Origin of the sequence: Rhodococcus sp. SMB37 (assembly GCF_004345605.1) — a bacterium.
GTDB lineage: Bacteria > Actinomycetota > Actinomycetes > Mycobacteriales > Mycobacteriaceae > Rhodococcus.
The window spans coordinates 254,409-267,501 of the sequence record NZ_SLVY01000006.1 but is presented as its reverse complement, the minus strand read 5'-3'; the positions used below and the strand labels follow the sequence as shown (position 1 = coordinate 267,501).

The 13,093-nt window shown below is 61.2% G+C and carries 10 protein-coding genes; 2 read left to right on the top strand and 8 right to left on the bottom strand.

What is annotated here, in order from left to right:
* Nucleotides 1–214 precede the first annotated feature (214 nt).
* The 8 genes from EV641_RS12680 to EV641_RS12645 form a co-directional block, all read right to left on the bottom strand.
* Nucleotides 215–1,645: an ABC transporter substrate-binding protein gene (locus EV641_RS12680; RefSeq protein ID WP_241997155.1), complete on the bottom strand. Its 1,431-nt coding sequence runs from the start codon at nucleotides 1,643–1,645 to the stop codon at nucleotides 215–217.
* Between the two features lie 455 nt (nucleotides 1,646–2,100).
* Nucleotides 2,101–3,615: an ABC transporter substrate-binding protein gene (locus EV641_RS12675; protein ID WP_241997154.1), complete on the bottom strand. Its 1,515-nt coding sequence runs from the start codon at nucleotides 3,613–3,615 to the stop codon at nucleotides 2,101–2,103.
* 302 nt (nucleotides 3,616–3,917) lie between these two features.
* On the bottom strand, nucleotides 3,918–4,868 hold the full coding sequence (locus EV641_RS12670) for an ABC transporter permease (RefSeq protein WP_132472076.1): 951 nt from the start codon (nucleotides 4,866–4,868) through the stop codon (nucleotides 3,918–3,920).
* A 155-nt stretch (nucleotides 4,869–5,023) separates the two neighbouring features.
* The gene (locus EV641_RS12665) at nucleotides 5,024–5,857 is read right to left on the bottom strand and encodes an ATP-binding cassette domain-containing protein (protein ID WP_132472075.1); all 834 of its coding nucleotides are present in this window, start codon (nucleotides 5,855–5,857) and stop codon (nucleotides 5,024–5,026) included.
* The gene (locus EV641_RS12660) at nucleotides 5,854–6,924 is read right to left on the bottom strand and encodes an ABC transporter ATP-binding protein (RefSeq protein WP_132472074.1); all 1,071 of its coding nucleotides are present in this window, start codon (nucleotides 6,922–6,924) and stop codon (nucleotides 5,854–5,856) included. Before EV641_RS12660 ends, EV641_RS12665 begins: the two co-directional genes overlap by 4 nt.
* The gene (locus tag EV641_RS12655) at nucleotides 6,917–7,834 is read right to left on the bottom strand and encodes an ABC transporter permease (RefSeq protein ID WP_241997152.1); all 918 of its coding nucleotides are present in this window, start codon (nucleotides 7,832–7,834) and stop codon (nucleotides 6,917–6,919) included. The genes EV641_RS12660 and EV641_RS12655 overlap by 8 nt, the downstream gene beginning before the upstream one ends.
* Before the next feature lie 56 nt (nucleotides 7,835–7,890).
* The gene (locus EV641_RS12650; protein WP_132472073.1) at nucleotides 7,891–9,075 is read right to left on the bottom strand and encodes a thiolase family protein; all 1,185 of its coding nucleotides are present in this window, start codon (nucleotides 9,073–9,075) and stop codon (nucleotides 7,891–7,893) included.
* Complete coding sequence (locus EV641_RS12645) at nucleotides 9,072–9,485, bottom strand: OB-fold domain-containing protein (RefSeq protein WP_132472072.1); 414 nt, start codon at nucleotides 9,483–9,485, stop codon at nucleotides 9,072–9,074. Before EV641_RS12645 ends, EV641_RS12650 begins: the two co-directional genes overlap by 4 nt.
* Before the next feature lie 727 nt (nucleotides 9,486–10,212).
* Between EV641_RS12645 and EV641_RS12640 the strand changes: the two genes are divergently transcribed.
* A complete protein-coding gene (locus tag EV641_RS12640; RefSeq protein WP_132472071.1) occupies nucleotides 10,213–11,415 on the top strand; it encodes a CoA transferase in 1,203 nt (400 codons plus the stop codon).
* An 86-nt stretch (nucleotides 11,416–11,501) separates the two neighbouring features.
* The gene (locus EV641_RS12635; protein WP_241997150.1) at nucleotides 11,502–13,049 is read left to right on the top strand and encodes an MFS transporter; all 1,548 of its coding nucleotides are present in this window, start codon (nucleotides 11,502–11,504) and stop codon (nucleotides 13,047–13,049) included.
* Nucleotides 13,050–13,093 lie beyond the last annotated feature (44 nt).

Sequence of the window (13,093 nt, the reverse complement as noted above, 5' to 3'; positions counted from 1 at the left end):
CGCGAACCAATATCCTGGGCAGATGTACCGCATGCAGCCAGCAAAAGTATTGCAGCGATCAGTGCAGTGAGGACCGAAACACCGGGTGCTCCGGTGCCGAATCCGGTCTTGCGAGCGAACAGCGGCATAAGCCTGAACCTCCGAGTCGGGAACCGATTTCGACTACGCGGTAGTCCGTCCACGCGTGCGCCGGCGGACAACCCTCGCCTGTCGGTCAGGAAGTGATACCCATGTACCGGGTGTCGACGATGCCGACAAAGTCTGCCTGGGCACCTTCGTCCGCTCCGACGACCTTGTCCGTGAAAGCTACCTGAGTCGGGATACCGCACACGAACAGATCGTAGGCTTCCTCGGAAGCAATCGTGGATGCCATGGTATACAGTTCGGTCCGCTCTGCGTCACCGATGTTCGGATCGAACGCCTTGTCAACCGTATCCTGGAACTCTTGCGAAGGTGGTGTCGGGAAACGAACTTTCGTCAGATAGTTCGTCTGCAGAGTCTGAGCCGGGGTCGGGTAGGCCAGCCGTGGATTGATCAGCGCGTAGCCGCCCTCACCCATACGAATCTGTGCCTCCTCATTCGGCAGCGGAATGATCTCGACCTTCACACCGACCTCCGCGAGCTGTGCCTGGATCGCGGTGGCCATTTCCGCCTGCGGCGACAGACCCGACACCGTGATCAACCGGAGGGTTATATCCTTCGCGCCAGCCTCTTCGAGCAGCCGGCGCGTCTCCTCCGGATCGAAAGTGTATGCGTCCTGAAGAGATTCGCTGTGACCGTCGACGCCTTCCGGAATCGGCTGATAGACGGGCTGGCACTGGTTCTGTAACAGGGCCGAGTTGATGCCTTCACGGTCGATGGCAAAGTTCAGCGCCCTTCGAACTTTCGGATCCTGCAGTTCTGGCTGGCCGATGTCGATCTGGACCGCGTAGAACTGGGCGACCGGGTAGGTGTGCATGTCGTACTGGGGCTGCGAGAGCAGCGGTTGCAGGTCGTCGGTCTGGCCCGCCTTGGCGAGCATCACATCGACCTGACCACTCCGGAACGCATTCAGGCGCGCGTTGTCGTCTGTTAGTCCCATGATCTCCAGCGTTGCGGCTTTCTGCGCTTCCGGATCCCAGTATCCGTCGTAGCGCTTGTAGACGATACGGTCGCCACGCCGGATCTGTTCCGGGACATACGGACCCGAACCCGCCATCTCGACCGAAAGATCGACCTCATTGTCCAATGCGACAGGATTGATGATCGCGGCCGTGGTGCTGGACAGGACTGCGGGCAGATCGACTGCGGGGCGATTGGCTACCACCCGAACAGTTCGATCATCGATTTCTTGAACGTCGGTCACCATCACCAAGGACGGCGCGGACCTGGCCTGCTGCGGATCACGGGCCCTGTTCAGGCTCTTGACCACCGCAGCAGCATTCACCCGAGTGCCATCGTGGAAAGTCGCATCGGTGCGCAGAGTGAAGTCGACAGAAGTCCCGTCCTCCGAGTACTCCCACGACTCGGCCAACATCGGCGCAACTTCGGGGCCTGAGACAATCACCGTCAATCGGTCGTACACGGGCGCCAGATAGTTGAAATCGACCTGGTAATTGCTTGACTGATGGGGGTCCAGATTCGCAGGTGCCACCGTCCATGCCATCCGCAGAGTTGCGTTGCGGTCGATCGCGCCGGTCGAGGCGTCCGAACCGGCCGCGCCACTGCCCCCGCACGCGGTAGCGACCACAGCCACAGTCAACGCGCTGGCTAAGGCTATTACTCTGACAGACAATCCATTCCGGATTCTCATTCCACACGTCTCTCTCTCGGCGAACTGGGTGGTGTCGAGAAGCGCTATCCCAGGATGCAGAGTCCCAGCTCTGCTGAAGGACCCGATCGACCGCGCTGCAACAACATTAGTGATCACAATCACATGACGCAAGACTAGTAATGTAATTACTCACGACAAGCCATTCCGACCGGGTGCTTGCCGCGCTCCCAGTCTCGCGACTCGACAACCCGCAGATCACCGATGCACCCATCCGATGATCGAGATCTCTAGACAGAAGCTGGGACCCGGCCGCGCCCGTACGCATCCGGGTCCCCGTCAATTCTCGGTCAGGAAGCGATTCCCATATAACGGGGATCGACGATGCCGACGAAGTCGGCCTGCCCGCCCTCCTCCACTCCGACGACCTTATTCGTGAAGGCCACCTGAGTCGGGACACCACACACGAACAGATCGTAGGCGTCTTCGGAGGCGATGGTGGAGGCCGTGGAATACAGCTCGGTCCGCTCGGCATCGCTGATATTCGGATCGAACGACTTGACGACGGCATCCTGGAACTCCTGCGACGGCGGTGTCGGGAAACGCAGTTCCGTCAGGTAGTTCGTCTGAAGAGTCTGAGCCGGCGTGGGATACGCCAACCGCGGGTTGAGGAGCGCGTAACCGCCCTCGCCCATGCGAAGCTGTGCGTCGGCGGTCGGCAGGGGCACGATCTCAACCTTCGCCCCAACCTCCGCGAGCTGTGCCTGGATAGCCGTGGCCATCTCCTGCTGCGGCGACAGACCCGCCACCGTGATCAACCGGAGGGTGATGTCGTCTGCGCCTGCCTCCTCGAGCAGTCGACGAGCCTCCGTCGGATCGTAGGCGTATGCCTCGCCCAACGACCCGTTGTGACCGTCCACGCCTTCCGGAATCGGCTGGTAGACCGGAGCGCATTGGCCGTTCAACAGTCCGGCGTTGATGCCCTCGCGGTCGATCGCAAAGTTCAGCGCCCGTCGAACCTTCGGATCCTGCAGTTCCGGCTGACCGATGTCGAGCTGGACCGCATAAAATTGCGAGACCGGGTACGCGTACATGTCGTACTGGGACTGCGAGATCAGCGGTTGCAGGTCGTCGGTCTGGCCCGCCTTGGCGAGCATCACATCGATCTGACCACTCCGGAACGCATTCAGACGCGCGTTGTCGTCACCGATGCCGATAATCTCCAGCGTTGCGGCTTTCTGCGCTTCCGGATCCCAGTATCCGTCGTAGCGTTTGTAGACGATACGGTCGCCGCGCCGGATCTGTTCCGGGACATACGGACCCGAACCCGCCATCTCGACCGAAAGATCGACCTCATTGTCCAATGCGACAGGATTGATGATCGCGGCCGTGGTACTGGACAGGACTGCGGGCAGATCGACTGCGGGGCGATTGGCCACCACCCGAACAGTTCGATCATCGATTTCTTGAACGTCAGTCACCATCGCCAGGGTGTTGGCCGATTTGGCCTGCTGCGGATCACGGGCTCTGCTCAGGCTCTTGACCACCGCAGCAGCATTCACCGGAGTGCCATCATGGAAGGTCGCATCGGTGCGCAGAGTGAAGTCGACGGAAGTACCATCCGCCGAGTACTCCCACGACTCTGCCAGCATCGGCTCCACCGAGGGACCCGCGACCACAACGGTCAAGCGGTCGTACACAGGAGACAGATAGTTGAAATCAACTTGGTAGTTCCCGGATTGGTGTGGATCCAGGTTGCCCGGAGCCAGCGTCCATGCCATCCGCAGGGTCGCATTGCGATCAAGGTCGCCGGCCGATGCTGTCGAAGTGGTCTCTCCACTTCCACCGCAGGCGGTAACTGTCACGGCCAAAGCGACTGCGCCGACAAGCGCTTTCGCCCTAGCAGACAATCCATTTCGGATTCTCATGTCCACAGGTCTCTCTTTCGATGAACAGGGCGTCGGACTTCGATTGCGCGGCAAGGGTACGAGTCCCCGAGCGACCGGACAACCCGATCGCGCGCACATCCCAACGATGGTGGTGCGAAAAGACTACGCAGAATCAATAACGCAATTAATAACTCGGGTACAGCGTTGCTCCGTGCCCGGTCAAGAGTCGAATACGGAAATGCACGGACCTGATAAGATCTCGGCGACCCGGATCCGAACTAGGTGCGAATCTTAGGATTCAAGTATCCGTAGGACATATCGACGAGCAAGTTACAGACGAGCACGACAATCGCGCTCACAATCACCACACCCTGCACCATCGGCAGGTCTCGCTGGATCACAGCGGTGTAGCCAAGCATCCCCAGTCCCGAGATCGCAAAGACAAATTCGACTGTCACGGCGCCACCGAGTATGCGCCCCATCTGCAGCCCGAGAACGGTCACGATGGACACCGCAGAATTCTTCATGGTGTGTTTCCACAACACCGACTGTTCGCCCAAGCCCTTGGCTCGGGCCGTCCGAACATAGTCCTTGGACAGCGTATCGACGATCGATCCCCGGGTCTGACGGGCCATTTCAGCGGCCGAGACCGCCGCCAACGCAAGTCCGGGGAGGATCAGATGACGCGACCACTCAATGAATCCACCTTCGGCCAAGGACACGTATCCGGTAGCGGGCAACCATGCTCGGGTGATCGCGAACGTGATCACCAGGACCAACCCCAGCACGAAGGGTGGCACGGACATCAACAGGGAAGCCAGGGTCGTGACGAAGCGGTCCACCAACGAACCCTGACGTACCGCCGCCCACACCCCCAACGGAATACCGATGACAATCGTCAACACGATCGCCCACAGCGCCAGGGATGCCGTCGGCCAGATCCGTTCCATCAGAGCGTCTGTTACGGCCTGTCCACTGTAGAGCGAAGTTCCGAGATCGCCGGTCACCGCATCCAAGACCCAATCCACGTAACGGACGATCATGGGCGAATCGAGATTCAGGTTCTCCCGGACCATTGCGATCTGCTCCGGGCTCGCACCCTCGCCGGCGATACGCGCGGCAGGGTCGGTCCCGCGGTTCGCGAATTCGAGTAGAACGAATGACAGAAATGCGACAAGCAGGAGCAGCGGAATCGCTGCAAAGATTCGACTGACGACGAGTTTCAACACGACCGGACTCCTCGGGATTGGGAAGGTATGTCAGGCGCCGGTTTTGCCGACGTACCAAGACCAACGATGTGCACCGTTGACACTTTCATTCGTTTCGATTCGATAGTGCTCGTTTTGCGCCCGACACACCACGCCTCATAGGTAGATCAGTCGGCTCAGGCACTCGGCGTGGCGACCGCCTTGCGAGTCGCTCGCCGACGGGGATTCATGACGGGCATCGCGGACAACAGTTCCTTGGTATATGTCTCTCGGGGGTCGTCGAAAATCTGCTCAGTAGGCCCTGATTCGACAATCTCACCACGGCGCATCACCGTCACGTCGTGAGCGAACATCTTTACCAGAGCGAGGTCGTGGGAGATGAACAGATAGCTGATCTCGCGCTCCGACTGAAGATCCTGCAGGAGGTTCAGAACCTGGGCCTGGATGGATACATCAAGGGCCGCGACCGGTTCGTCGCACACAATGAGCTCGGGCTCGGTTGCGAGCGCACGCGCGATCGCGATTCGTTGCAATTGGCCGCCGGAGAACTCGTGCGGATACTTCTCGATCTGGTCCTGACGCAGACCTACGCGTTCGAGCAACTCTGCCACTTTCTGCTCACGTTCACCACGGTTGAGAGAGGTGTGCAGGACCAGCGGCTCAGCAACCGACTCACCGATCAACATGCGTGGATCGAGCGAGTTGAACGGGTCCTGGAAGATCATGGTTGCGCGACGGCGGAGCTTCCGCGCTTGTGCTGCAGAAATTTCCAGTATGTTGTCACCGAACAGGCGTATCGATCCTTCGTCGGGGACAGCGAGTCGCAACACCATGCGTCCGACGGTGGACTTGCCCGCGCCGGATTCACCGACAATGGCTCGGGTGCGGCCCTTCTCCAAGGTGAACGACATATCCTTGACGGCATGCGTCCGCTCCGCTGGCAAGCCGAAGATGTTGCGTTTCTTGACGAAGGACTTCATCAGCCCCTCGACTTCGAGGATCGGATTCATTCCACGATTCCTTCCAGACTCAGCTCGTCGGCGCGAACACACCGCACCAAGTGATCACCGGGACCGCCGAGTGCAACCTGGCCCTGATCACACCTGCCATCCTGTGCGTAGCTGCAACGCGGATGGAAGCGGCACCCGCTTGGCCAATCCCACGGTGCAGGCACGGTTCCTGGAATTGCATGCAGTCGTTCTGCACGAATCTGCGCATCGGGCGTAGACGCTAGAAGTCCCTCGGTATACGGGTGCTGTGGATCGTAGAAGAGCCCTTCCGCGTCGGTCATCTCCATCACCTGGCCGCCGTAGAGCACCGCGACACGATCGCAGGTCTCGGCGACCACTCCCAGATCGTGGGTGATGAACAGGACGCCGAGTCCCATCCGGTCCTGGAGCTCAGTGAGGAGCGCGAGAACCTGTGCCTGCACAGTGACGTCGAGCGCAGTGGTCGGTTCGTCCGCGATCAGGACTACGGGCTCACATGCCAATGCCATCGCGAGCATGACACGCTGGCACATACCGCCGCTGAACTGGTGAGGATAATCGTCTGCGCGCTTGTCCGGTTGCCGGATTCCCACCAAGTCCAGCATTTCGACCGCACGTGCCCACGCCTCCTTACGGGAGGAATCGGTACGATGTCTCCGCACGACCTCGGCGATCTGGTCGCCCACCGTGAAGGCGGGGTTGAGGCACCGACGAGGTTCCTGGAAGATCATTCCGATCGACTTGCCGCGCAGTCGGTTCATTTCTCGTGCGGGCAGACCGACCAACTCCTGACCCGCGAGCTTGACGGAACCCGTGACCTTCACCCGAGGACCGGTGAGCAGCCCCATCACCGCGAGCGAGGTAACGGTCTTTCCTGAGCCCGACTCTCCGACGAGGCCCAAGGTTTCCCCGCGATTGAGCGTCAAATTCACATTGTCGACAACCCTGGACCAGCCATGGGGAGTGTTGAAGTCGACGCAAAGATCTCGTACCTCGAGGACAGTGTCCCCGAGTCCGATGTTCCCCGCGGCGCCTTCTGCCGCATCGAGCAGGGCGGTGTTGCCTGTATCTTTCGTCTGATCAGCCATTGGCTCCACGTCCTTCGAAGGCGTCTCGCATGCCGTCGCCGAAGGTCGACAACGCGAGGACGGTCAGTACGATCGCCATTGTGGGCACGATCATGAAGCTCGGCGAGACGCTGACGTTCTGGAATGCGTCCTGCAGCATGGAACCCCAGCTGGCCTGCGGAGACTCGACGCCCAGTCCTAGGAAGCTCAGGCTCGCTTCGACGATGATGATGATACCGGCGCCGAAGGTTACCTGAATCATCAGCGCGGAACTGGCATTCGGCAGTACATGTCGCCAGAGGAGCCGGAAGTTCGAGCACCCCACGCTTCGGCATGCCTCGATATAGGACTCTCCGCTCACCGCTTGCGCTTCGGATCGAGAGATTCGGAACAGTCGGGGTGCGAGGAGCATACCGACCGCGATCATCGCGTTGGTCAAGCCGGGCCCGAGCACACCGACGACCGCTAACGCCAGGATCAACGGAGGCAGTGCGAGCAGGGCCTCCGCAATGCGGCTGAGAACCGCATCGACCGGCCCACCGACCAACCCTGCCAGCAAACCCAGCGGAATGCCGACAACGGCAGCGAGCGCCATCGCCTGCACAATAGCCAGGACCACGACCTGCGTTGCATCGATCAGGCGGCTGTATACGTCCCGCCCGTAGCCGTCGGTGCCGAGCCAGTGTTCTCCGGTAGGGCCCTGCAACCGATCTCCCAGAGCCTGCGCGTTGGGGTCGTGCGTCATCAGTAGTGAACCGAAGACCGCTACGAGGACCAGTAGAACCAGGAAGGCCAGCGACACCATCGCAGCCCGATTCGTACGAAGCGCACGCCACTTGCGGCCCCCTCGGAAACGCTTGCCGCGCGGTTCCTTCACCGCAACCGGCGGCGGTGGTATCGCACCTGCGGGGATTGGTTCGGATATCGACATTTCCGGTCTCCTGAGTAGAGCGATGCGCCGGGGCGCGAAAATTGTCTTCGTCTTCGTCACGCCTCGCGGCGAAGCAGTATGCATCCGGCTTCCGGGCCCCCACCGATGCCGACTGCGGCAATCTCGACGTCTTTGGGAATCTGGCGATCGCCGGCTTCACCCCATAGCTGTACACAGGCTTCGTGAAGGAATCCGTACCCGTGGAGACGTCCGGCGGAAAGCTGACCACCGTGCGGGTTGATCGGCAGTTCGCCTTCCAGGCGGTAATAGTCGTCGTTGTCCAGGAACTGCCCGACCTTGCCGTGTTCGCAGAACCCGAGTGCCTCGATCCATTGAGTGCACAGGTAGCTGAATCCGTCGTAGAGCGTCGCGAAGTCTACGTCTTTCGGGGTGAGCGACGTGGTGGACCACATCTCGGTGGCGACATCATGCGCGGCCATAGTGGTCAGATCTTGCCGCTGATCCCACGTGTGCCGTTGATATAGCGCCGATCCCGCGGCCTCGATGTGAAGCGGAGTGTTCGCCAAGCCGGTGGCCGCTTCCTTCCGCGACACAACGATCGCGGTCGCGCCGTCACACGGCACGTCACAGTCGTACAGTCCGAGCGGCCACGACACGAGACGTGCGCCGAGGTAGTCGTCCATTGTCATCGCATCCCGGTAGATCGCATCGGGATTGAGACCCGCGTTCCGTCGGGCATTGATGACGAGCTTACCGACCTGCTCACGCGTCAAGCCGTAATCGTGCATGTAGCGCTGGGCATACATACCGATCCAGTTCGCCGGCGATGCCGCGCCGAACGGCAGACGGAACTCCGCGTGGCCTCCGGCACGAGTCGACTTGGAGGTCAGGGCGGCGGCGCGGCCCGAGGCCTGCGCGGTCGCTTCCCATACCGAGCGGAAGCACAGCACATGGGTTGCGCGGCCGGTGGCAACGGCTGCGGCCGCGTCCAGGAGAGTTCCGGCCTGGCCGGAGGTTTCCACACCGCTGACGTGCCAACGGGTCTTCAACCCGAAGGCGTCGCGAACGTCGTGGGTGGTGGCGCCGACGAACCCGCCTTCCGCGTGCACGGGTCCGGGATAACTTGCGACGCCGTCGATGTCGTCGAACGACAGGCCTGCATGAGCAACCGCACGCTCAGCAGCTTCGAGGGCGAGATCGATCCCCGTACGGCCGATCCGTCGGCCGATCTGAGACTGTCCTACACCAGTGATCACAGCACGGTCGTCAACGAAGGTCATGCGGTCACCGGCCTGAAGTAGGGAAGAGCTACGTCGTCATGCTTCTCGAATACGACCTCGACCTGCATGCCGACCTCGACGTCGTCGACCTCGACGTCGACGAGGCACGTGGTCAAACGCACATCCGGCTGCTCTTCGAGTTCGACTGCCGCAATGACATACGGTGGCGGAAATGCGGGGAACCAAGGGTGATGGTTCACGGTGAAGGCCGCAACTGTTGCCCGGCCCGAGACGACGTCGGGACCGACGTCCCGACTCCGGCACCGCCAGCAGGCCCCGACCGGCGGATGGATCCACCCACTACATGAACGGCATCGATAGATGCGCAATTCGTTGTCGAATCCCCCGGTCCAGAAGTCCCGCGACTCCGCGGTGACCTCCGGCAGGATCCGTCCCGCTGTTGTGGACATTGAGCTCCTCCAAGAACGTCACGGTGCGATCGGCTCGCCTGAAAGTTTCGTTCCGCGCCGCCGCAAGCAGTGATACGGGTCACGCTTGCCGGAACACTAACATCTGATGGTGGTGTCACGAAATACCCAATATCCGAACCGGCCAGCCCCGAGGCATGGCGCGCACAGCGAATCCAGACGCGCACCAACCGGACCATCCGGACGAAACGTAGCGTCCTTCGATGGAATGCGCGACACGACCGACCACTTCGGATATCGCCGCTCAAGCATCTCAACCTGCATAAAGTGCGATCCGCTCACTGCTTTGCGCCTTCCCATGCCGAGTCGACAGGAAGCCTTCGCCAAGGCAGGCACCTCACCAATTGCGGGAAGCGCTGCAGTTCCGCACAAGGCACGGCCCGAGGGCCGCATCGAGCAGAAGATCACGGATCACTCTGACAGTGATGTTCGGTAAACACCGAAGGGAACGTGAGGCTTGCGGGCGGAAATCTCCCGCGCCGCCGGGGGTGACCTACTGAAGCTCCCACGGAGAGCTGCAACGGCAGGCGCCAAGGGGGCTTGTGATAGCCACCACACACCTGCAATAATTTTATGTACACTGAGTCAGATTTCAGAGCCCCTCTTCTTTTTCATGGTGAAGGAACGCCGGCCGGATCAATCGATCCCGCACCCGCGCCCGCACCATGACAGTCGAACCCCAGAAAGGACCCACGTCGTGGTCGGTGTGATGAGTGGAATCAGAGTCGTCGAGGTGGCCGCTTGGACGTACGTCCCGGTGGCTGGCGCCATCCTCACCGAATGGGGTGCCGACGTTCTCAAGATCGAGCACCCCGAGTCGGGCGATCCACAGCGCGGCCTGGTGACTTCCGGCCTGATTCCCGCAGGCGCGGTCAATCACATGTTCGAGCTTCCGAATCGTGGTAAGCGCAGTGTCGCACTGGATCTCAAATCCCAGGAAGGACGCGAACTGCTCATGAAACTTGTGGAAACAGCGGACGTCTTCCTCACGAACTTCCGTCCCTCCGCGCGCAAGAAACTCGGCATCGATGTCGAGGATGTCCGAGCCCACAATGACAAGATCATCTATGTCCGCGGCTCGGCAGCCGGACAGGCCGGCCCCGAAGCCGAGCGTGGGGGCTACGACATGTCCTCGTTCTGGTCACGCAGCGGCGCGGCCGACAACGTCAGCCCCGAGTCACTAGGATATCCAGTCAACATGCCCGGCCCCGCCTTCGGAGACGTGCTCGGCGGGCTCACTATCGCGGGCGCGATCTCATCCGCATTGTTCCACCGCGAGCGAACCGGCGAGGCAACGGTCGTCGACAGCTCGTTGCTGGCGCTCGGTGCCTGGGCAATGGGTCCGACGATCGCCGGTGCGCACGCGTTCAACCTGGATGGGTACCCAAAGAAGACGCCCGACCAGGCAGCGAACCCCTTGGTCAACACGTACGGGACCAAGGATGGACGCCACATCAGCATCGTGATGCTCGAATCGGATCGATTCTGGCCCGAACTGATGACTGTGCTCGAGAGCCCCGAGCTGATCACGGATCCGCGTTTCGACAGTCACGCCAAACGCGCCGAGAACAACGTCGAATGCGTGGCTGCAATCGGCTCCGGCTTCGCAAAGAAGACTCTCGAAGAATGGAAGATTGCGCTCAAGGACATCAACGGAGTGTGGGCACCGGTTCAGCGCCCGCGCGAAGTGGTCACCGATCCCCAGGTCGAAGCGAACTCGTATATTGCCGATCTCGACGACTCCGCCGGCACTGCTTTCAAGCTGGTGTCTGCACCGGTGCAGTTCAACGAGCGGCCGGGCGACGTCCGGCGAGCGCCGGACCATGGTGAGCATACCGATGAGGTTCTGCAGGAACTCGGTTTGACGATGGAGGAGATCCTCGAGTACAAGATCAGCGGAGCAGTTCTCTGATCTCCCGACTTCGGTGACCGTGGTTGAGGGCCCCCGCGCTATACGCGGGGGCCCTCAACCACATCGCCATGCCCCGAAAGGCAGCCATGAGCATCCGACAGGAGCCTTCTGCTGCCCGGCCCGACAGCGTCGATTCCACTGAGATGCCTCGGCGACGCATGTTGACCGCGATGGTGGGGACGTTGCTCGGCCTCGTTCTCTCCGCACTAGCCTCCACGACAATCCTCACATCGCTTCCCGTGATGATGAACGAGCTCGGCGCAGGGCAGACCGCCTACACCTGGGTCATCACAGCGAATCTGCTCACCACCACCGTGAGCTTGGCGATCTGGGGCAAGCTGTGCGATTTGTTCTCGCATACCCGGCTGATGTTTGCCGCGATCGGATTGTTCACCGCGGCCTCACTGTGTGCTGGGCTTTCTCCCACTGCTGAAGCCCTGATCGGATTCCGTGCAGTACAAGGGGTCGGCGCAGGCGGACTCATCTCGGTGGGCACCGTGCTGCTCGCCGATCTGGTCAGTCCGCGGGAACGCGGAAAGTATGCGGGGATTGTCGGCGGAGTCATCGGCGTCGGCACTATGGGCGGGCCTGTCCTGGGTGGCTTGATCACCGACGGCTTGGGCTGGCGGTGGAACTTCTATCTCGGGATACCGTTCGCCGTCGCATCGGTGATTCTTCTACATCGAACGCTCGATTTACCTTCCCCCCGCGGGTCCACGCGGATCGACTGGGCCGGATTCGTTCTTGTCACCGCGAGCGCGGGTCTGGCCATGGCCTGGGTATCCGTCGCCGGTGACATGTTTCCGTGGTGGTCATGGCAATCCGTGGCGATGGTGACGACCTCGCTCGGGTGTGCGATTGCAACGATCGTCGTCGAGCGCAAGGTCGCCGAACCGCTCATACCGCTCGGACTCTTCACCGATCCGACGATTTCGCGGGTCGTGATCACGAGCGTCTCGCTCGGAGTGACGATGTTGTCAGTTCCGGCTTTCATGAGCCAGTATTTTCAGATTGCACGCGGCATGAGTCCCTCGGCGTCCGGCAGCATGATTTTGGCCATGTCGGCGTCGACTTTCATTGCTTCCACTGTGCTAGGTCAGGTGATCAGTCGTACCGGGCGCTGGAAGCCGTGGGTCATCGTGGGGGCAGCGTTTCTACTGTCGGCCACCGTCGGGCTCGCCACCCTCACGAGTACCACGCCACTCGTATTGGTCGGTGGATATCTTGCCGGCGTCGGTATCGCCGTCGGCATACTGATGTCGAATATGCAGATTCTTGCGCAGAACAGCGCTCCTCCGGAGAAGCTCGGTGCTGCCACCGCATTGCCTGCATTCTTCCGCCAACTCGCCGGGACGCTCGCGGTCGGTGTTCTCGGCGCCGTGATCGCCACTCGTGTGTCCGCGACTTCGGGGACCGCCGGTTCCGGTCGGGATACGGTGCCCGATGTCGCAGAACTGTCCGAGCCCGTCCGCCAAGCAGTTCAGACCCTGTATGCCGACGTCATCGGAGACCTGTTCCTCTGGTGTGTTCCGCTGGCGGCCGTTGCTTTCGTGGCTACCGTGCTTCTACCGAACCGTCCGCTTCGCACCAGCACCGCTGTTCAGCAGCGAGCGGACACACTGCTTTCGGAATGAAACGCGCCGACTGGCCTCCTGGATACTGGATCACGCCTGGCCAT